The sequence below is a fragment of the Phycisphaerae bacterium genome (assembly GCA_017999985.1).
GTDB lineage: Bacteria > Planctomycetota > Phycisphaerae > UBA1845 > Fen-1342 > JAGNKU01.
On the sequence record JAGNKU010000001.1, the window covers coordinates 665,867 to 687,194 of the forward strand.

Genomic DNA, 21,328 nt, shown 5'->3' on the forward strand with positions numbered 1-21,328 from the left:
CGGCCGATCCCCGCACACGCTACGGCGCGACCGTGCGCACCCCCGCATTGCGGACCGTGACGGGCAGTGCCCCCTGCGCTGCGCGCACCCGCAGCAGAAACTCGAGCGTGTCCCGAATCGGCGTCCCGTCGACCTCGGTGATGACCTCGCCGATGCGGAAGTTGGCGCGCTCCGCCGGCCCATCCGCGCTGACCTCGATCACGACGATGCCCTCCGCGGCCGCATCGACGCGCAGCAGGCGCCGCGCTTCATCCGTCAAGTCAGCGAGCCGCATGCCGCGCCACTGCACCGCGCCGCTGCGCATCCAGCTTACGCGGCTGAGCTCGCGCCGCTCCACGGTGGCCTGCACGGTGAGTGGCTGCCCGCCGCGCAACAAGTCGATCTGCACCGCCGCGCCGACCGGCGACTGGCCGACCAGCTCGGCAAGCTGGGCCGGTCCGGTGATGGTCTGACGTTCGTAACCGACGACGAGATCGCCGACCGCGACGCCGGCCAGGGCGGCCGGGCCATCGGGCTCGATCTGCTCCACGACGGCGCCACGGCCGACGCCGAGGATGACCCGCTCGGCGGCGTTCGGGGCGCGCACTGTTAGCCCAAGATAACCATAGTGGATGGCCCGGCCCTGGCGCAGCGTCTCGATGAGCCGCTGCTTGAGAGGTGTTAGCGGGATCGCGAAGCCGATGCCCTCGTCCGCTGGGGCCCGGGTGTGCATGGCGGTGACGATGCCGATCAGCTCACCCCGGATATTGAACAGCGGGCCGCCGGAGTTGCCGGGGTTGATGGGCGCAGTGATCTGGATCATGTCGTTGTAGAAGCGGTCATCGACCTCGCCCAGGCCGGGGAGCTGGCGTCCGAGGTTGGCGATGACGCCGACGGAGACGCTCAACTGGCCGTCGAGCCCGAGGCCGAAGGGATTGCCGATCACGATGGACCACTGGCCGCGGGCGACGGCGGTCCAGTCGCCGATCGTGGCCGGGCGCAGCGCGCTGCGCGGGACCTGCAGGATGGCGAGGTCGCTGCGGGCGTCGGCGGCGATGACGGCGGCGCGTTGCCGCTGGCCATCGAAGAACAACACGTCGATATCGGTGGCGCCCTGCACGACGTGCTCGCTGGTCAGGATCACGCCGTCCGCCGCCAGGACCGTGCCGCTGCCGTTCACGACGACATCCTGTTCCAACGGAGTAGGTTTGCCGTCGGGTTCGGTAGGTGGCACCAGCGTCACGTGGTGGCGCGTCGCGCGAATCCCGACGACGCTGGGGGCGACCTGGTCGACGACCTGCTGAAAAGCGCGCTGCAACGCTTCGAGGTCGGCGACCGCTGCGGTCGGGCTGCGCGGCGGCTCAAGCAGCGCGGCAGCGGGGGGCGCGACCAGGGCCAGCACGCACGCCAAGCTGACCGCGAGGCGGGCCGCACGGGAGGATGACTGGATGCCGGCCGCGAGCTGCATTGCGCGTAGCTCTCTCGCTTCAGCCACCTGCTTGGCGGGCAGAGGCACCGTTGCCCCAGCCCAGGGGCCGCAGCATACTTCGGCCAACGCTGCGCAGTCCATCAGGCGATGCGGCGTGCTGTCGGCTGGACGCCCGCCGCGCTCAGCGTTTACGGGACGCAGCCAGCGGCGGCTTGCGATTGGACCCGCCGGCGACCTTGGCTGGTTTCTTCTCCTCGGGCTTCTCATCGGACCTGCCCGTTGCCGCCGCGGGAGTGGCTGCGTTCTCGGCCGCGGGGCGCGGACGCTTAATTTCCAGTACTTTCTGGCGAATCTGGCGGAACACGTCCGAGTTGTCGCGGAGAAATTGCCGGACGTTCTCGCGGCCCTGTCCGAGGCGCGTGTCGCCGAAGCTGAACCAGGTGCCGCTGCGCCCGACGACCCCGCACTCGCAGGCGAGGTCGAGCACGTCGGTCTCGCCGCTGATGCCGGACTCGAAGAGGATGTCGAATTCGGCCTCGCGGAAGGGCGGCGCGACCTTGTTTTTGACGACCTTCGCGCGGACGCGCGTGCCGATGACCTGCTCGCCTTCCTTGAGCATGCCGATGCGGCGGACGTCGATGCGCAGGGAGCTGTAGAACTTCAAGGCGCGCCCGCCGGGGGTGGTTTCGGGGCTGCCGTACATGACGCCGATCTTCTCGCGGATCTGGTTGATGAAGATGACGCTGGTGCGGCTCTTGGCGGAGATACCGGTGAGCTTGCGCATGGCCTGGCTCATCAGGCGGGCCTGAATGCCCACGTGCGTGTCGCCCATTTGACCTTCAAGTTCGGCGCGGGGCACGAGGGCGGCGACGGAGTCGACGACGATGACATCGAGCGCGTTGGAGCGTACGAGCAGCTCGCAAATCTCCAGCGCTTCTTCGCCGCACGACGGCTGGTTCACCATCAACTCTTCGAGGTTCACGCCGAGGCGCTTGGCCCACGAGGGGTCGAAAGCGTGCTCCACGTCGATGAAGGCAGCAGCGCCGCCCGCTTTCTGGGCCTCGGCGATGATGTGCAGGGTGAGGGTCGTCTTGCCGGACGATTCCGGTCCGAAAACCTCGACCACGCGGCCGTGCGGGATGCCGGCGCCGCCGAGGGCCAGATCCAGCGACAGAGCGCCGGTAGAGACGCCGTCGACGGTGGCGGCCTGGTTCTCCGACAGGTACATGATGGTGCCCTTGCCGAAGGACTTTTCGATCTGGGCCACGGCGCGTGAGAGGGCTTCCTTGCGGTTTTCCTCGCGCTCGTCGCGGCGGGTGTCGTCGCGCGTGTCGGTCATGTCCGCGTCCTCGCCTCAACCCCGGCCGGCGCGTGTGGCGGCGGTCGGGCAACCCGGTGGCCGGCGCCCCGCGCGTCGGCCCGCCTGCGCGGCACTATACAAACAAAGCCCTAACTGTCAAGGGCCTGCGCGGGGCGGGTGTGCGGAATTTTCGTGACTGGCCAGCGTGTCGCTTCATGCCGGGCGCAGAGCGCCGCCCGGGCTGGAGTGGCCAGCCCGGGCGCGCGGTGCGGCGTGCGAGACAGCCGCATGCGGTCCTACGGACACACGATGGGCAATGAAGCCGAACTCAAGAGAGCTACGAAGGGGTTGATGTCGTCGAAGCCAACGCCGCCGTTGCCGTTGATGTCGAAGTTCGCCGGGTTGCACTGCTGGCTTGGGGAGCTGAGGCCCGCGACGAAGGGGTTGATGTCCCCGAAGTTCACGAGCCCATCGCAATTGCAGTCACCCGGGCACGTGCGGGCCAGCTCGCAGGCGTCGTCCAGCCCATTGCCGTTGTGGTCGCCCTGGCAGAACGAGCCCGGCTCCAGGGGTGTGCCGCCGATGTCGTAGCAGAAATTCGCCGGCAGCACCTGGCAGAAGTATCCGCCGTCGATGCAGCACGCCGCGGGCTGGTTGTCTTTGATAAGCGCGGTTTCCAGCGTGTCGAAATCCAACGTGCGCTCGAAGTACGCGTAGTAGTCGAAGTCGCACAACTCATAGATCGGATCCGGCTCTTCACAGGGGCACTTCGGCAGGTCCGCCCAGCGGTTCTGGTTGACGGCGCTGCCCGCGGCGCCGGCGGTCACGGCGTCCAGAAACTCCTGAAACGTAACGCTGTCCTGACCCGGCCACCCGGTGGGGTCGAGCTTCGCGAGCAGGTTGTCGACGAACGTGCTGGGTTCCGGCAGGCACGAACATTCGTCGGCCCCAGTCAACAGGCAGATCTGCGTGAGCTTCTCCAGGTCGCCTTCATCCTGTCCATTCCAGAAGCCGCCGCCGTAGCAGCTTGCGAGAATCACGAGCTTGCGCACGCCGTCGGGGAGTCCGGCCAGCGCCGCGCGAAGATCATCGTCGAGGCAGTTCTGGTTGGGCCAGATCGTCTCGTCGCAGGTGTCGGCCGCCGGCGGCACGGTTTCGCCATCCAGAACGTAGCTGCCGTGGCCGTGATAGATGAACAGAAAGATGTCGCCGGCCTGCATGCCCGCGCCGGCGTTGGCGATCGCGGTGGCGATGTTGGCGCAGGTCACGTTGCCAGTGAGCTTGTTGACGTTGTTCTTCCAGTTGCCCCATTTCTCGAGCGACGCGGCCATCTGATCGGCGCGCTCCTGGGCGATCGTGTCGTCGAACGCCGGCCCGCCGGGATAGGTAGGACCGACGACCACGGCCTTGTTGGCTGCCGAGGCAGCGGTACACGCGATGCCAAGCAGACTGCTGAGCACCGCGCCCCTCCAGATTGACATCATTTGCGCATTCATGGCATTCCTCACTTTCGGCTGTGCTTCGGCTCGCGCTTGGACTACAGGGCGGCGCACGGCGTGGCGTGCACCTGCGCTGAGCCCCGGCGGCCGGATGGCACTCAGAATCGGGTTTGCGGTTGCTGATCCGGTCGCCGGGGGCCGAACATCCGGCTCGACGCGGTTGATCTAGTATAGAACCGAAACTGTGCGATTTGACAGAGGGCGGGAGATTTGTCGGGCAGATTCGCGCGCACAGCGCGTCTATGTGGCGCGGCGCAGTGCGGACCAGGCGAGCGCGGCCCAGCCGACGAGAAAGAGCACGCCGCCGATCGGCGTGATCGCGCCCCACCAGCCGGCCTTGGTCAGGGCGAGCAGGTACAGGGTGCCGCAGAAAATGATGGTCCCACCAGCAAACCCCACACCCGCCGTCGCAGTGCGTCGCTCTGCCGGCAGCAGGCCGAGCAGCACGAGCGCGAGGGCGTGATACATCTGGTACTGCGCGGCGAGTTTGAACACGTTGAGATAGCGCTCTTCAAGGCCCGCCAGCGCATGGGCGCCAAACGCGCCGGCCGCGACGGCGAGAAAGCCGGATACGGCGCCGATGACCAGCCAGGTTCGCTGCATGCACGGATCCTCCTACGTCGGAAGCCGAGACGATTCCAGCAGTCCGGCGCACAGCCTGACTGGTTGCAGCAAGCTACAGACTGAATTCGCCTCGCTGCAACCACGGCGGTAAAATCTAGCCGAAGGGAGCGTGTATGTCCCCACGCCGAAAGACTCGTCAGGTCGCCGTTGGCCGCGTCCGTGTTGGCGGTGATGCGCCGGTCGCGCTGCAGTCGATGACCAGCACGTATACGTACGACATCGATGCGACGCTCGCGCAGATTCACAAGCTCGCCGTCGCCGGCGCCGACTTCGTGCGCGTCGCCGTGCCGGACAAACGCGACACCGAGGCCCTGCAACGGATCGTGCCGGCGGCGCCGGTGCCGATCGTCGCGGACGTGCATTTCCATTTCGAGCGGGCACTGGAGGCGATCGCGGCCGGCGTGCACAAAATCCGCCTGAACCCCGGCAATATCCAGGACCGGGCGAAGGTCCGGCGCGTCATCGCGGCGTGCAAGGAACGCGGCATCCCCATCCGCGTCGGGGCGAACGAGGGCGGGATCGTCGAACGGCGGGACAAGGGACAGCGGGCCGCCGAGCAGGCCGAGCTGGACAAGGACTACGCCGCCGGTCTGATCCGGATCATGCTGGACAAGCTCGACGAGTATCTGCGCGTTTTTGACGCCGAAGGCTTTCACGATGTCGTGATTTCCGCGAAGAGCCCGGACCCGCGGATCGTCATCGACGCGTACACGGCGATCAGTCAGCGGTACGACTATCCGCTGCACCTGGGCGTGACGCACGCCGGTCCGCCGGAGACGGGGCGGATTCGGTCGATCGCGGCGTTGAGTTCACTGCTGGCCAACGGGATTGGCGACACGATTCGCATCTCGTACGCGGCGGACCCGGTGTACGAGGTGGAGGACGGCAAGGAGCTGTTGTGCAGCCTGGGGTTGCGGGCGCGGACGGAGCCGGAGCTGATCGCGTGTCCGACATGCGGGCGGATTGAGGTCGATCTGTTCACGCTGGTGCAGGACGTGCGGGCGAAGCTGGCGGCGGAGATCAAGCTGCCGATGAAGGTGGCGGTGATGGGCTGCGTGGTGAACGGCCCGGGCGAATGCGAAGGCGCGGACGTGGCGATTTTCGCGGGCAAGGGTCGCGGGATCATCTACGTGCAGGGGCAGCAGAAGCAGACCGTGACCGAGGACCGGATGCTGGAGGCGCTGCTGGCCGAATGCCGGGAGCTGGAAGCGCGCGTGCAACGCGGGGAGGCGAAGCTGATCGGCGCGCGCGTCGAGGTGGCGCCGCCGGAGGCGCCGGCGCGGAAGGATGGGAGTGTGCCGCTGAAGGTGCTGCGGCGTTAGCGTGCTCATGGAAATCTGTGGGACAGGCCTCCGGCCTGTCGCTTGACCGACCGGAGGTCGGTCCCCCAAAGCGAGTCGTCACGGGCCCGTGTTCGCGACGCGGCGACGTGGGCGCGCGTCTTGGAGGTTGCCCAAAATGCCGGACAAGGCCGAGCGCGATATCGAAGAGCTCATGCTGGACGACGCGCTCATCGACGGAGCGTTGGTAGACGCCGTCCGTGACGCGCTGCTGCAGCACAAGCGCGCTGGCAATCCGATTGCGGTCTGGGAGGACGGGCGGGTAGTGTGGATTCCACCGGAGGAGATCGTCGTCGAGCCGGGGCCGCGCGCCCCGCGGGATTTGTGAGCACGCGTTCTGGTCTTGCCCGTTAGAAACTGCAAACTATGAAGGGGTGGTACGGGCGTCTCGCCCGTCCCGAAAGCGGGCAGGATGCCCTTCCCACCCGCGGGCAGGATGCCCGTACCACCCAGGTTCCCGACCGGCTGCTACTTCACGCGCCTGCTCGTCCCTTTCATCTCCATCACCTTCATCAGCCCCATGTTCTCGGTCATGCTCCATTCCATCGTGTCGGGGTCGGTGAACTTCAGCGTCCCGGTGTAGCGCGACTTGCCCCAGGCCCCGTAGCTGTCGGAGGTCATGTGCCAGGTGTTGGTCTTCTCGTCGTAGCGCGCCTCGCTCATGCCGCTCATGCCCATGCTGTCCACGAAGTACGAGCGGTACTTCTTCGCGCCGACGTCATACGTCCACAGCTCCATGCCCTGCGTTTCCGGGAAGTCCGCCATGCGCATCACGCCGCGGCTCACGACGAACCACCGGTCACCGTCCCATTTCGCCTCCGACGTCCCGGTCATCTTGACGGGCTCGTCCAGCATCGCGAACCGCCCCTCGGCCTCCCCCTGCCACTTGCCCACGAACGCGTTCAGCCGATCGAGCTCGGCCGGCCGCTGCGGCATCTGAGCCTTCATTTCGTCGAGCGTCATGTGCGGCATGCAGCCGGTCAGCGCGAACGCCGTGATGCCCAACAGAACAGCCAGAACTGAGTTTCTACGGAACATGATTGCTCTCCTTCGATTAACACGCGGACGGCCCGAACTTGGCCGGCCCCTCGTCCTCGGCACACCGCGCGGCAGTCTACGCTGCGACGGGTGTCGAGTCCAGATCGCGGACACCCGGACGCTCAACTGTCGGTTCTTGTCGGATCGCCTGGGTCGCCCCTTGTTCGGCTATACGCCCGTGCGTCAGGATGGCGCAGGCGGACGCGCCGGGGCGGCGCGTCGTTGGGAGGTGTGCGATGAACCTGCGAATCCTGATCGCTCTTCTGCCACTGGCGGTGGTCGGCTGCGCGACGGCGGGCGGCGCCGGCACGCGGTCCGGCTTCGTCGACGTTGACGGCGGCAAGCTCTACTACGAAGCCGCCGGCCACGGACCTGCCGTCGTGCTCATTCATGGCGGCCAGCTCGACCGGCGGATGTGGGACGAGCAATTCGCGTTGCTGGCCAAGGACTACCAGGTCATTCGCTATGACGTGCGCGGCTTTGGCCGGTCATCGACACCCACGCAGCCATTTCATAGCCATGAAGACCTGCGCGCCCTGCTTGACTACCTGAAGGTTGAGAAAGCCAACCTGGTCGGGCTGTCGCTCGGCGGACGGATCGCGTTCGACTTTGCGCTGACGTATCCGCAGCGCGTGCAGCGACTCATCGGCGTCGGGCCGGGCCTGAGCGGCTTTGACTGGTCGCCGGAGCAGGGCGAACGGATCAGCCGCGTCTACGTCGCCGCCCTCGATGAGAGCCTGGAGAAGGCCACCGAGCTGTGGCTGCAGGATCCGTACATGGCGCCGGCGATGGAGCATGCGGAATTGCAGCCGCGACTCCGGCAGCTCGGGCTCGAGAATGCCAAGTGCTACTGGGCGAGTCCCTACCTGGACCGTCCCCCGCGGCCGCTGGCCGCGGAGCGTTTGGGTGAGCTGAAGGTGCCGACGTTCATAATTGTCGGCGAGCGCGACGTGCCGGACATCCAGCGACTCGTAGACCGCGTGGTCGCCGAGGTGCCAGGCGCGCGTAAGGCGGTCATCCCCGGCGCGGGGCACATCGTGAACATGGAGCAACCGGTGGAGTTCAACCGCGCCCTGCTGGAAATCCTGAAGACCGGCGAATAGGGATCAGCGCGACCGGGTGTGTGGGACGGGCGCACACCGGCGCTTACGACTTCTCCGCCGGCTCGATCCCCAGTTCCGCGAGCCACTCGAGCGCCTCCTCGCGCGTGGCTTCGTCCTGCAGCGCGTGCCATTGGTCACGCAGAGCGGGGTAATCGCCCACCACGCGCCGGAATCGACCAAAGGCGCCACGGCCGTCGAGCGCATCTTCGAGGCGCTGGCGCGCGTGAGGGTCCTCCACACGGGCCGCGAAGCGTGACATTAGTTTGTAGTCCGCGTGCGGATCGGGCTCGGGCAGCGCAACGTAGCGTGGGTCTTCGGCCGCGATGGCCCGGGCAACCGGCAGCAGCGCCTGCTCCCAATCCGGGATGTCGAAATCAGATTCCGCGTCCTCGTCGTCACCGGCATCCTGCAGGCGTGACACCAGGTCATGGTCCACGAGCTCGATCTTGCCGGTCTCGGTGTCGAGATAGTGCATGGACTCGTCGAGATGGGTCCGCATCGCCGTTACCAGGTCGTCGAGATCGATCGGCAGTCGCTTCATGGCGGCGTCTCCACGTGAGATGACGTCCGGCACCGCACACCACGATGCCCGCACGGGCTGGCGCTTGTACCGCCGATCGCTCCGCGGGCAAGCGGAACCAACCCCCATTATGGTACCATGCCTTGCGGGTGAACCAGCGGCGTACTACAAGAAGCGGCGCACGGCTGCGGCGCGGACGGGGCGGGCGTCAGCGGCGAATAGTCGTGCATACGGACAGAATCCCCAACGGGAGCCCGCCAGATCGTCTTCAGAGGTCCGGTAGCGATGCAGACACCCGCAACCGATACCGACCACGACGAACGGACTGACGCTCCGTCGCTCGTCGGGCGCGTTGAGACCGACCGCTTCTGCGTCGGCTGCGGGTACAACCTGCACACGCAGGGGGTCTGGCGCGATCCGGCCACGCAGTTACTCGTCTGCCGTTGCCCGGAATGCGGCCGGTTCGATGCGGTCGGCGGCACGGTGACGGCCGGGCAGGTGTGGTTACGCCGGATCGCGCTGCCGCTGTTGTTCCTCTGGATCATCATTGTCATCGGCGTGCCGGTGGGGCTGCTCTTCGGACACGGGGCGTTGGTGGTCGAGACGCTCGAAGAGCTGACCCGCTATCAGCCCGCAAGCACGACCCCCGCGCCGACAACGCAGATGACCTTGCCAAGCGGCCAGGTGATTGCGTACCAAGCCAACGTGCCTTGGACGCGACAGCCGCGCGGGGATTTCCCATATCGCCGACTGGTGATTGCGACGCTGTTGGGCGTTGCCGGGCTGCTGGGCTTCTGCCTCGTGGCGTGGGTGGCGGTCGTGGCGCACCACTGGCGGCGATGGGGTTACTGGATCCTGGCATCGCTGCCGCCGCTCGGTGTCGGCGGGCTCGTCTGGTACATCTGGGCCCACGACTTCCCTTTGCTGCGCGACTGGGCGACGCCGTACGTGGTCGGATTGACGCTGGCCAATGTCGTGGGCGGCGCGCTGGGCGTGTACCTGGGGCGCCCGGCGATGCGGCTCGTGCTGCGGCTGACGTTGCCGCCGCGCATCCGCCAGACCCTGGCGTTTCTGTGGATCGCGGACGGCAAGCCCCCGCCGCACGTGCCAAAGCCCTGAGCGCGTTCAGATTCAGGCCGGGAGTGCATTTGCGTTGAGTTTCACGGGCCAAGCGGGTACATATGCGTATATATGTATCTCACGCTGCGACACTGGGGGGCAGTTCGCGAGGCCGGTTGCCTGTGCCGGCCGGCAGCCCTTATTGGCCTGTGGCTGTGCCTCACCGCGCCGGTGCTGGGCACGACGCTGAAGGAGATGTACGACCGCGCCACGCCCGCGCAGGGCTACGACAAGTACATCGTCCTGCAGACCGGCGTCACCTACAGCGGCGGGCTCTGGCTCGGCGGGACATACAACCCGCTGACCGCCACGTTCGAACCCGGCAAGGACGAGAACGTGCGGATCGTCGGGAACGGGGCGGTGCTCGACCTGCAGGGCGGCGAGATCTGCATCGCGTATTGCACGAACCAGCTTGACATCGAAGATTGCGTCATCCTGAACGGCGATGTGCGCTACCGCGGCTTTGACGGCGGCGAGCTGTACCTGGTGCCGACCGGCTCGGTCCGCTACGTCACGTTCTACCGACCCCACGACTACGGCGTGCGACTGTTCGGCTGCGGCGCGGGCGTTCTGCTGGAGCGAAACCTCGTCGTGGACGCCGTGGACACTGGTGCGGATTTCATGTTCTTCACCGGCGTGTCCAGCGACTGGCTGCCGACGGGGGGCAGCTTCGGACTAAGCTTGCAGGCCGGGTTCAACATCTACGAAAACTGGTCCTATCACGCGGACCCGGCGGCGAATGCGGACCCGGTGCGGCACTTCACGTTGCTGTGCGACTATGGCTGAGTGCTGCCGGCCGGCTGGGCCGGGGCCGGTGCGGCACCCTACAACAATGTGGTCGGTATCGATCCGGAGCTGCGTGATCCGGAGCACGGGGACTATCGACCCGCACTCGGCTCGCCCGCCGCGGCGTATGGCTGTCAGACGTTCGGCGCCGCGCGACCCACGTCGGCGGCTGTTGTGGTCGCGGACCGCGCGGTCGAAGCTGTGCCGCGCCGCGAGACGATCGATGTCGCCGGTCGCATCAGCGCGGACACGGTGTGGGACGCGGACCACGTGCGCGTCGTGGGGGATGTCGAGGTACAGCCCGGCATTACGCTGACCATCGCCCCGGGTGTGCGCGTCGAGTTCCAGGATTACTACCGGCTGGTGGTCAACGGGACGCTGCTCGCGGTGGGCATGGCGGACCAGAGGATTCGGTTCACGACGGATGAGCCGAGCCGGTTCACGGTCGACACAGCGCACGCCGGTTGCTGGAACGGCATCCGCTTCGAGGACACCGCGGCGACGAATGCGCCGTCGCGCCTGGCGTACTGCACGCTCGAGTACAGCAAGGCGACCGGCGGCGGCAGCGGCGCGTATCCGTATGGTGGCGGGGCGCTGTCCGTTGTGGGATTCGCGCAACTGTCCGTGGAGAATTGCGTCTTCCGGCACAACGTGGCGGACTACGGTGGCGCGGTGTTCCTGTATCGGCAGGCCAACGTGCGCATCGCGGGCTGCCTGATCGTGGACAATCACGCGCTGCAGAACGCAAGCGCGGTCTGTTGCGCGTACTCATATCCGGAGCTGACGAACAACACCATCGTGCGGAACCCGATCCACAACGAGGCGAACCCGTACATCGAGAGCTGCGCGGTGCTGAGCTTCATCGCGAAGCCGGTGCTGACGAACCACATCATCCGCGACAACGAGCCGAGCTACGTGTACATGCACACGCAGCTCTGGGGGACGAAGAACTACTACACGCATTACAACAACGTTGCGGGGTACCCGGACCTGGATGACAACCTCGACGTTGATCCGCGGTTTCTCGCGCCCGACGGCGTTGATGGCATCCCCGGTACGCCGGACGACAATTTCCGGCTACACGCGGAGTCGCCGTGCATCGACGCGGGCTGGAATGCGGCGGTGCCGCCAGCGCTGAGCCAGGACCTGGACGGTGTGACGCGGGTCTTTGACGGCGATCTGGATGGAACGCCGGTCGTGGACATGGGGGCGTTTGAGTCCGGCGACTGTGACGGCGACGGCGTGCCGGATGTGACGGAGATCACCGGCGGCCAGGCGGCCGACTGCAACGGCAATCTCGTACCTGACGAGTGCGAGCTCGAAGTGTTCGGCACATCGCTCGACTGCAACGCCAGCGGCGTGCCCGACGAATGCGAGACGCTCGGCGGCGGCGATTTCGACGGCGATGGCGACGTGGACGCGGTCGATCTCGCCACCTTTGTCGCCGCACTGGCCGGGCCGGATCTGGCGCCGCACGCGGCGCTGCCGGAGTGCGTTGGCGCGCTGCGGGCAACATTCGACTTTAACACGGATGGCGATCTCGATCTGGCCGATTTCGCTGGCTTGCAGTCCGCACCGGCGCGATGATCTCCCCCGGTGACCGGGGAGTGCGTCTACCGCGGGAGAACGCCATGGCTGCGGATTTCCTGACGGCGGCATTCGGGCGCGGCGGGCCAGAGGTGTTCCGGCTGGGTCTGTCGGCGACGTATCGCCCGGGGCGCGCTGCGATTCACTACGCACTCGATGAAGGCATCAACGTCTTCTTCTGCTACGGGTTCGATACGCACATGACGCGGACGCTGCGCGAATTGCCCGCGAGCCGGCGCGAGCGCATCGTCATCGCCACGGGGGCGTACAACCTGCTGATCGGCCATTTCAGTCTGCGGCGGACGCTCGAAAAGCGCCTGCGGCAGTTGCGGACCGATTACCTCGATGCGTTCCTCTACTTGGGCGTCACGAAGCCGAAGCACTTTCCGCCGCGGACGCGCGAAGAGCTAACGCGGCTGTGTGAGGAGGGCAAGGTCCGGCGGATCGGGATGTCGTGCCATGATCGTCGATTCGCCGGCGAGCTGGCGGCGGCGGGTGCGCTGGACGCGTTCATGGTGCGCTACAACGCCGCGCACCGCGGAGCGGAGCAGGACATCTTCCCGCATCTCGCCGCGCACGATCCGGCATTAATCAGCTACACGGCGACGCGCTGGCGCTACCTGTTGCGCGCCCCCAGGGGCTGGCCGCCGCGCGGGCGTGTGCCGACGGCCGGCGAATGCTATCGCTTCGTGCTGACGAACCCGCACGTGGACGTCTGCCTGACGGCGCCGTCGAATGCGACACAGCTCCGGGACAATCTGGCAGCGGTGCGGGCCGGGCCGCTCAATGACGACGATCTGGCGTTCATGCGTCAGTTCGGCGACGCAGTGCACCATACGGCTGGGTGGTTCATGTGACCGGGGCACAACGCGTTCTTTTTTTGCGCGGCCTAATTGGCACCCTTCGTTATTGGGACGTTGAAGCTGTCAGCCGTCAGCCCTCAGCCGGAGCCATTAGCCGCAAGCTGCAAGCCGTAAGCCGTAAGCCCGAGTGTGCGCCTCTGGCTTGAGGCTTAGGGCTTATGGCCTCCTCCAAGAAGATACACCGCGGAGAACGCAGGGAATACTAGGATTGATAGATTCTGTTGCTGTGGGCGTGGGAATGTGGGAACGGGGGAACGGGGCGCCGGCGGAGCCGCCAGGGAACGGGGAACAGGGAACAGAAGAGGCACGTGGGGACGTGGAACGGGTTTCCGAGCCGCGAACGGGAGTGAGCGAACCAGCCGCGCCGCCAGAACGTCAACCGGATAGCGACAGGCGTCCCCAGATCCGCGCGCTAGATCCGCTCGATCAAGTGCCATCATTTGCCGCAGCCAAACACCCGGCTTCGGAGAGCGCGGCACGTGGTGTTGGCACAGGCGCTACTCATTGGCGCTTTCGCGCGGCAGCGGCGGAAACCAGCGGAGCCGTGCGGCCTCGCGACCCAGTTCCGTTTTCCCACAGCGCCGCACCAACGCCCTGTAGAACCGCTGCGCGGCTTGCGGATCTCGGCCCTTCAACCAGGATCCGGCTTCGCACAACACCCGGGCCGTCTCATCGGATTCATCGGGCAGCAGTTCCGCGGCCTGCCAAGCCCAGTTCGCGGCCAGGTAGCGGTAGTGCCAGCGCTTGCCGAGCGGGACGCGGCTTCGATCCGCACGCTCGCGCTCATCGGCCGTGCTGGCGGTCAGCTTCTGCCTCGCGCGCGCGCCGCGGACCTGCGACACCGTGGGCAGCTCAAAATCGCCTTCGTACGCCGCGTACCAATCGGGTTCCAGTTCCGTCCCGATCAGCTCCATGCCGTCGTAGCGGCAGAGACGCGCGGCCTGCCACAGGGCCCGCGCGCGCTCCGTGTTGGCCTGCACGTGATCGCGACTGAGTCGCAGGTTCCGTACGTAGGCGTCGAAGTCCGCTTGGCAGCGTGCCGGAAAGTAGGCGCGTGCCTCGGACCAGCGCTCCGCGCGAGTCAAGCGACGCGCGAGCAGATGGCGAATGCGAACGTTGACTTCGCCCAACACACTCAGGCCGGTCGGCGGGTCCTGGAACGCGAGGCCGTCATATTGAGAACGCAGCGCTGCCTCGACTTCGCCGCTGACTGCCGGCCAATTCCGATCGACATATCGAACGAGTTCGTCGAGCGTCAGGACGCGCTCGGCGACATACGCGGCATCCAGCCAGTAGTTCGCCCGCAGCAGCGCATCCAGCGCCTCGACGTACTGCCGGCGCGCCAAGCACAACACGCCCAGCTCGCCGAGTGCGCGCCCACTGGGCGAAAGCCCGCTCTCCTCATCGTCATCGGCGAAGTCGGTATTCAGGTTCTCCCAGCGCGCGTCCGGAGGAAATCCACGTGCGGCAAGTGCCAGTTCGGCAGCGGCTTCATCGGTCTTCCCCGCGCGCAGCAGTAGCTTCGCACGGATCCAATGGCCGACACCCGATTGAGTCGGCGCCAGCTTCAGCCAGCGGTCAGCGCTCGCGAAGGCTCCGGCCTGGTAAGCAGCCCACGCCAGGCGCTCGGCGCCCGCGACGTCCGTCACTTGCGCCGACTCGATCATCTCAAGCCACTTCTGCGTCAGAGCCGCCGGCGGAGCATCGTCAATCGACTGTTGCGGGCCGCCCCGGGCAAGCAGGTATGCCGTGACGACACGCCGGGCGTTTTCATCCCGCGCGGCGCGGCGCAACAGTTCGTCACCGCCCTTCAGGATGCGCGCTGCCATCAGACGCAGCGACCAGACGGCCGTTGGGTCGCCGGTCGCCAGTTGCTGGAGATAGAGCTCGACCGCCCGCTCGACGTGGTCGCGCTTCAGTTCAGCGTTGGCCTCCCAGCCCAAGCTCGACGATGCCAGTCCAATGCTGTCGGCAAACCCGTCGCCGGTCAGGGCGCGCACCTGCTGGAAGCATTCCATGGCTTGGGCCGGATCGGACTTGAGCCACGACTTGCCGAGCATGAACGCCGCCCAGGTCGATCGAAACCGCCGCTCCGCGGGCGGCAAGGCGAGCACCGCGCGCCAGGCATCCCGGGCGCCGTCGAACTCGTCGCGGTAGTAGGCGACCGCGCCCCGCAGGTACAGCGCAAACTCCGACGGCAGCCCCTCCGGAATCGTCACGTCCGGCAACCGGGGCGGAACGCTGTCGGGTCGTTGCAGCTCGTAGCGCGCCAGCGCGTCGGCGTGGGCGCGCAGCACCGCGCGCAGGGCGTCGTGCTGCACGATCAGCCGGTCGCGCTGGTCCGCAGGCGTGCGCAGCGCGTCCAACGCCGTGCGCAGGTCCGCGCGATCGGCGTCCGCAGTCTGGCGCGCGTATGCGGACTCACGGTAGTCGCAATCGTCCGGCACCACAGCCCGGAACACAGGCGCACCGGTCGGGCGCAGGCGTTCGATCTCGATGCGGAAGTCCGCCACCGGCGCCCACAGCACCGCGCTATCGCCGCTCATGAGGAGCCGGTTGGGGAAGAACGGGCCGCACGCCCACGCGACGGCCACTCCAGCGCTCAACGCGATGAGCCCGGCCACCAGGGACGTCCTAATGTCGAGTCGGCGTAACATGGGGTTCCACCTCCGTGTCACCGGCGAACCGGAGCCAGCCGAGTGTGCGGCGTTGACCGGCGGCAATCCACTGTGACTCCATGCCGCGACCCAGGCGGAACCGCGCTTGCGCCGGGCCAGTGTCGTCCAGCTCAAAACCAGCCAGCGCATCGCCGGCCACCAGCCGCGACGACGCCCACGCCGCGGTAACCTCCGCGGGCAGGGCCGCATCTGCGTCGCCGGTGTTCACCAAGTCGAGTTCGACCAAGCCAGGCTCGGGGCGGCGGGCATCCACTTCCAGTCGGCCCTGCGGCACGCGTCCGGCCATGACGGCGACCAGCGTCGGCCAGCGCCAGTTCAGCACATCCGCGTCGATCGGCAGGCGGTACCAGATCAGTCCGCGCATCGTGGCCGGTCGATCCGCGCTCCAGCCACGCACCAGTTCAGCAGTTGCGGCGGGGTCTGCGCGCAGCACGCGCACTTGCGTGTCGGCCGGCCAAGTCAACGCCGGCCCGTCCGCTTGGAGCCCGATGAACTGGCCCTGTTCGTCGAATCCGACGAAGTACCCGTATGTGGCCAGCGCCACGCGGAACGGCACGCCGACCCGACCCGCCTGCTCGACGGCGCGCCGGGCCGCCTCCGGGTCGCAAAGCGTCATCGGCAAGTCCGGCCCGCGCGGCCGTTCGAGGGAGTGCACCTGGAGCACGAAACCATCTGTCGCCGTAGCAAGCGGCTGAAAAGCGGCGCTATTCAGCCAGCTTGGGAGGGCGGTGATGACCAGTGGCGTTGGTGTGATCCGCCGGCGAATGGCGTTGACCCAGAGTCGGTAGCCAACGAGCTTGGAGGTGGCGCAGTCGAAATCAAGCTGCAATTCACGCATCTGCACGCCGCTCGCCGCGGCGCGCTGCAGCAGCTCCGCCGCGAGCGCGGCCAGCGCATCCGCCGGTTCGCCGGTTTCCGCGAATGGCCCCGCATAGGGGCCGATGCGCAGAACAAGGCTAATCGGCCCGGAAACCCGGCCGGCGTACGCCCAGTCAATGTCACCGCGAATCACCCGCGGCTCACACTGCTGCCACTCGATCTCGGCAAACCAGAGTGCCAGTCCGTCCAAGGATGTGGCGGCCCGGTCCACGCCGGTGCGTACATCGTCGGTCCAAACGCGCTGCCAGACATAGGCCTCTTGGATGAGCGCACCGGCGGCGCGCGGTGCAGAAGACCTCGTAAGCCACGTTGTAGGTATGACCGAGAGTGCAGCGCCGGCGAGGAGCCACGGTGCCCAGCGTGGCAGAAGCGAATTGGCGCGCCGCCGTTCCGAACGCATGCTGACGATTGACCTGCGGTCCATCGCACGTCCCCGCCGTAGCGGTTGTTTTGCACCTTCCGTGGCGCATGTGCACATGCGCATGATACCAGCGGTGAGCCCTGCGAGACCACCAGCCTCAAAATCCAGGGATATCGAAGATCTGACGATCCGGGGACACCTCACTCAATTCACCGCCAGCGCCCGCTGCGCGGGCTGGAACTTGAGAGAGGAGAGAGGAGAACAGGTGAGCAGGGGGCGCGGTCCAGGGGTTGCACCCCTGGCAACAGCCGCACGCCCCGATGGGGCGAAGAAGCGGGCGACACTGCTCAAGAGCAGTGGCACACGGCGCGCTGCGCGCGGCCCACCCGCTGCCGCTCGGGGTTCCGAAACGCTGCGCGGGGTTCTGATGCGCTGCGCGGGGCCCCTGCTGGCGCGTCGGGCTCGGATGTATCCCTGCGTGGCTGCGTGGCTGTGTCGCTTCGTCGCTTCAGATGGTGGGCGATGCCCACCCTACAGCGGCGACGTGCTTGCCGCTCGGCGGGGGCAGCGATAGGCTGACACACAATCATCTGGTGTAGCACACGGTGGTGCTGATTACACGCGGAGTCGATGGCGGACGCCGACCCTTGGGGCCGCTCGGCCGGCAGTTTGCGGCGTCTGTCCGTTTGGGAACCGACCTACCTGAGAACACAGCCATGACACGCACGACAACCTTCCTGGCCTTGACGCTGAGTCTGCTGATGCTGGTCGCGCGCAGTGCCGCGCAGGACAACCTGGCCAAGGGGTTTCAGAATCCGCCGGACGGGGCCAGACCGCACACGTGGTGGCACTGGATGAACTGCAACGTCACGAAGGAGGGCATCACCGCGGACCTCGAGGCGATGAAGGAGTTCGGGCTGGGCGGGGCCCAGATCTTCAACGTCTCCGAGCAGATCCCCGTCGGACCCGTGCTGATCATGAGCCCGGAGTGGCGTGCACTGGTCAAGCACGCCGTCAGCGAGGCCGGCCGGCTCGGGCTCGAAATCTGCATGCACAACTGCGCGGGCTGGTCCAACAGCGGCGGCCCCTGGGTCACGCCGGAGCACGCCATGCAGATGGTCGTCATCAGCGAGACGCCGACGAAGGGGCCGACGAAGTTCGCGGCGGCGCTGCCGCAGCCGCAGACCAACCGCGACTACTACCGCGACATCGCCGTGCTGGCGTTGCCGACGCCGCGTGACGACGCGAAGCGGATCCCGGACATCAAGCCGAAAGCCGGGTACGAGGCCCGCTACGGCCAGCAGCCGGCGCTCGATGAGTATCCGGCGGACGCCGTCGTGCAGCGGGCGGCCATCGTCGATCTCACGAGCAAGCTCGGCAGCGACGGGCGGTTGACCTGGGACGTGCCCGCGGGCGACTGGACGATCCTCCGCATCGGCTACACGCCGACGGGCAAGGACAATCACCCGTCGCCGGAATCGGGCCGCGGGCTGGAGTGCGACAAGCTGAGCCGTGCGGGCCTGGACGCGCACTGGGCGGGCATGATGGGCCCGGTCATCCAGGATGTCGGACCGCTGGCGGGCAAGACGCTGAACAACGTGCTGATCGACAGCTACGAGGTCGGCCACCAGAACTGGACGCCGCAGTTCCGCGAGGAGTTCAAAAAGCGCCGGGGCTACGATCCGCTGTTGCTGCTGCCGGTGCTGACGGGCCGCGTGGTGGACAGCGGCGAAGTTTCGGAGCGGTTCCTGTGGGACCTGCGCCGGACGATCGCGGACCTGTTCGCGGAGAACTACTACGGATATTTCGGCGAGCTCTGCCACAAGCACGGCCTGCTGGCGTCGATCGAGCCGTATGACGGTCCGTTCGAGTGCCTGCTGTCCGGGCGGCCGGCGGACATTCCCATGGGCGAGTTCTGGGTCGGCGATGGCGAAAGCAACTCGTGCAAGCTCGCGGCGTCGGTGGCACACACGTATGGGCGGAAGCTGGTCGGGGCCGAGGCGTTCACGGCGAACCCCAGCCGCGCAGGCTGGCGGAGCTATCCGTATTCGCTGAAGGCGGTCGGCGACCTCATGTACTGCACCGGCATCAACCGCTACATCTTCCACCGCTACGCGCACCAGCCGTGGCTCGACCGGTTCCCGGGGATGACGATGGGCCAGTGGGGCACGCACTTCGACCGCACGAACACGTGGTGGGGACCGGGCAAGGCGTGGGTGCAGTACCTGACGCGCTGCCAATACCTGCTGCAACAGGGGCTGGCCGTGGCGGACGTGTGCTACTTCGCCGGCGAGGCCGCGCCCAACAACGCCCCGCACAATCCGGAGTTGAAGGCGAAGGGCTATGACTACGACGCGTGCAACGCCGATGTGCTGCTGAATCGCATGACGGTAAAGGACGGGCGGCTCGTGCTGCCGGACGGCATGAGCTACCGCGTGCTGGTTCTGCCGGACACGCCGTTCATGACGCCGGGGCTGCTCGCGAAGGTGCGCGAGCTGGTGCAGCAGGGCGCGACCGTCATCGGGCCGAAACCGGCCAAGTCGCCGAGCCTGGCGGATCTGCCGGACGGCGACGCCAAGGTGCAGAAGCTGGCCGAAGAGGTGTGGGGCAACTGCGACGGCAAGGCGGTGAAGGAGCATGCGTTCGGTAGCGGGCGGGCGATTGCGGGCCAGACGCCGGAAGAAGTGCTCGGCGGGCTGAAGGTGAAGCCGGACTGCGAGTTCGCGAGTGCCGGGTTCAAGCCGAAGATGGCGTGGATTCATCGCGTGGTGGACAGCACCGACGTCTACTTCGTCTCGAACCAGAGGCCGCGATCGGCGGAGGTGGAATGCACGTTCCGCGTGAGCGGCAAGGTGCCGGAGCTGTGGCACGCTGATAGCGGGACGATCGAAGTGGCGCCGGTGTGGTCCGAGCGGGATGGGCGGATCACAGTGCCGATCCATTTTGATCCCGCCGGCTCGTTGTTCGTGGTGTTTCGGCCGGCGGCGGCAGGCGATCACGTGGTTGACGTGACGCCGTCGAAAGCGGATGAGGTCGAGCTGGCGCCGAAGATCGAAATTCGGGCGGCGCGCTACGAGGCCGTGGACGGCGCGGGCGGTGCGGACGTGACCGCGAAGGTCGCGGCGCTCGTGGCGGCAGGCGAGACCAGCATACCGGCGAACAACTCCACGTTCGGCGATCCGACGTACAACCACGTCAAACGCCTGCGCGTGGAGTACGCGCTCAATGGTCAGGTGGTGACGCGGAGCGCGGATGAGAATGCCACGCTCGAACTGGTCGAAGCGGCCGGCGGTGCGGCGAGCCTGCCGACGTATCGCGTGACCGTCACCAAGCCGGGGCAGCTCGAATTGCAGGCGTTCCATCCCGGCGTATACGAGTTCCGTGCGGCGAGTGGCAAAACGACGCCGGTGCAGGTGCCGCCGGTGCCGGAGCCGGTCGAGATCGGCGGGCCGTGGACGGTGCGTTTTCCGCCGGACTGGGGCGCGCCCGCGAGCATCACGCTCGACAAGCTGATCTCGTGGACGGAGCACGGCGAGGCCGGCGTGCGTTATTTCTCCGGCACGGCCGAGTATGAGCGCGAATTCGACGTGCCGGCGGTGTTGCTGGCGCCCGACAAGGCCCTGTATCTCGATCTCGGCGACGTGAAGTACCTGGCGGAGGTCACGCTCAACGGTCACGACCTGGGCGTATGGTGGAAACCGCCGTTTGCGGCGGAGATCACGGATTGCGTGCAGCCCGGCCCGAACACGCTGAAGGTCCGCGTGACGAATCTATGGGTGAACCGGCTGGTGGGTGATGAGCAGCTTCCGGACGATTGCGAATGGGAAGGTGTGCATCTGAAGCGCTGGCCGCAATGGCTGCTGGATGGCCAGGCGCCGCGGGCGCGCGAGCGGTTCACGTTCACGACCTGGAAGCACCACACGCGGGATTCGCTGCTGCCGGAATCCGGGTTGCTGGGTCCGGTCATGCTGCGCGTGGCGGAGCGCGTGACGATCAAGTGACGCACGGTCGGCTTCAGCCGACGGGCGTTTGCCCCCGACTTCAGTCGGGGGTGCGCAAGAGCGACTCTCCCCCTCTTCTGTCTCCGCCGGGCTCACGGAGCCCGGCGGAGACAGAAGAAAAGCTAGAGCGGGTGGAGGGTCGACCACCACCAGCTAAAGCAGGTGGCAAACGCAGGCCGGCTGAAGCCGGCCGTGGCCAACGTTCACGCCGCCGCTCGGCTC

The 21,328-nt window shown here is 67.1% G+C and carries 16 protein-coding genes; 8 read left to right on the forward strand and 8 right to left on the reverse strand.

The window, feature by feature from the left end; genetic code table 11:
* Positions 1–19: 19 nt before the first annotated feature.
* The 4 genes from KA383_02680 to KA383_02695 form a co-directional block, all read right to left on the reverse strand.
* Complete coding sequence (locus tag KA383_02680; GenBank protein MBP7745009.1) at positions 20–1,447, reverse strand: trypsin-like peptidase domain-containing protein; 1,428 nt, start codon at positions 1,445–1,447, stop codon at positions 20–22.
* 142 nt (positions 1,448–1,589) lie between these two features.
* Positions 1,590–2,747 (reverse strand): recombinase RecA, encoded by a 1,158-nt coding sequence (gene recA / locus KA383_02685; protein ID MBP7745010.1) that lies wholly within the window; start codon positions 2,745–2,747, stop codon positions 1,590–1,592.
* Positions 2,748–3,004: 257 nt separating this feature from the next.
* Positions 3,005–4,168, reverse strand: coding sequence for a caspase family protein (locus KA383_02690; protein ID MBP7745011.1), 1,164 nt, complete (start codon positions 4,166–4,168; stop codon positions 3,005–3,007).
* A 279-nt stretch (positions 4,169–4,447) separates the two neighbouring features.
* Positions 4,448–4,810, reverse strand: a complete 363-nt coding sequence (locus KA383_02695; protein MBP7745012.1) for a DUF423 domain-containing protein — start codon at positions 4,808–4,810, stop codon at positions 4,448–4,450.
* A gap of 134 nt (positions 4,811–4,944) precedes the next feature.
* Here KA383_02695 and ispG point away from each other — a divergent pair, with 134 nt between their 5' ends.
* A complete protein-coding gene (ispG, locus tag KA383_02700; GenBank protein MBP7745013.1) occupies positions 4,945–6,153 on the forward strand; it encodes a flavodoxin-dependent (E)-4-hydroxy-3-methylbut-2-enyl-diphosphate synthase in 1,209 nt (402 codons plus the stop codon).
* 136 nt (positions 6,154–6,289) lie between these two features.
* Complete coding sequence (locus KA383_02705; protein ID MBP7745014.1) at positions 6,290–6,499, forward strand: hypothetical protein; 210 nt, start codon at positions 6,290–6,292, stop codon at positions 6,497–6,499.
* Positions 6,500–6,639: 140 nt separating this feature from the next.
* On the opposite strand, the gene KA383_02710 is transcribed toward KA383_02705, so the two are convergent.
* Positions 6,640–7,209: a DUF1579 family protein gene (locus KA383_02710; GenBank protein ID MBP7745015.1), complete on the reverse strand. Its 570-nt coding sequence runs from the start codon at positions 7,207–7,209 to the stop codon at positions 6,640–6,642.
* Between the two features lie 236 nt (positions 7,210–7,445).
* Here KA383_02710 and KA383_02715 point away from each other — a divergent pair, with 236 nt between their 5' ends.
* On the forward strand, positions 7,446–8,312 hold the full coding sequence (locus KA383_02715) for an alpha/beta hydrolase (protein MBP7745016.1): 867 nt from the start codon (positions 7,446–7,448) through the stop codon (positions 8,310–8,312).
* Positions 8,313–8,355: 43 nt separating this feature from the next.
* On the opposite strand, the gene KA383_02720 is transcribed toward KA383_02715, so the two are convergent.
* The gene (locus KA383_02720) at positions 8,356–8,853 is read right to left on the reverse strand and encodes a hypothetical protein (GenBank protein ID MBP7745017.1); all 498 of its coding nucleotides are present in this window, start codon (positions 8,851–8,853) and stop codon (positions 8,356–8,358) included.
* A gap of 264 nt (positions 8,854–9,117) precedes the next feature.
* Between KA383_02720 and KA383_02725 the strand changes: the two genes are divergently transcribed.
* From KA383_02725 to KA383_02740, 4 genes are all read left to right on the forward strand, one after another.
* Complete coding sequence (locus KA383_02725; GenBank protein ID MBP7745018.1) at positions 9,118–9,951, forward strand: hypothetical protein; 834 nt, start codon at positions 9,118–9,120, stop codon at positions 9,949–9,951.
* 72 nt (positions 9,952–10,023) lie between these two features.
* Complete coding sequence (locus tag KA383_02730) at positions 10,024–10,737, forward strand: hypothetical protein (protein MBP7745019.1); 714 nt, start codon at positions 10,024–10,026, stop codon at positions 10,735–10,737.
* Positions 10,738–12,324 carry a right-handed parallel beta-helix repeat-containing protein gene (locus KA383_02735; protein ID MBP7745020.1) on the forward strand — a complete coding sequence of 529 codons (1,587 nt, stop codon included), beginning with the start codon at positions 10,738–10,740 and terminating at the stop codon, positions 12,322–12,324.
* Between the two features lie 44 nt (positions 12,325–12,368).
* A complete protein-coding gene (locus tag KA383_02740) occupies positions 12,369–13,181 on the forward strand; it encodes an aldo/keto reductase (GenBank protein MBP7745021.1) in 813 nt (270 codons plus the stop codon).
* A gap of 503 nt (positions 13,182–13,684) precedes the next feature.
* Here the strand turns inward: KA383_02740 and KA383_02745 are convergent.
* On the reverse strand, positions 13,685–15,844 hold the full coding sequence (locus KA383_02745; protein ID MBP7745022.1) for a hypothetical protein: 2,160 nt from the start codon (positions 15,842–15,844) through the stop codon (positions 13,685–13,687).
* The gene (locus tag KA383_02750) at positions 15,822–16,934 is read right to left on the reverse strand and encodes a DUF3142 domain-containing protein (protein ID MBP7745023.1); all 1,113 of its coding nucleotides are present in this window, start codon (positions 16,932–16,934) and stop codon (positions 15,822–15,824) included. Before KA383_02750 ends, KA383_02745 begins: the two co-directional genes overlap by 23 nt.
* An 887-nt stretch (positions 16,935–17,821) precedes the next feature.
* Between KA383_02750 and KA383_02755 the strand changes: the two genes are divergently transcribed.
* Positions 17,822–21,106, forward strand: coding sequence for a hypothetical protein (locus KA383_02755; protein MBP7745024.1), 3,285 nt, complete (start codon positions 17,822–17,824; stop codon positions 21,104–21,106).
* Positions 21,107–21,328 lie beyond the last annotated feature (222 nt).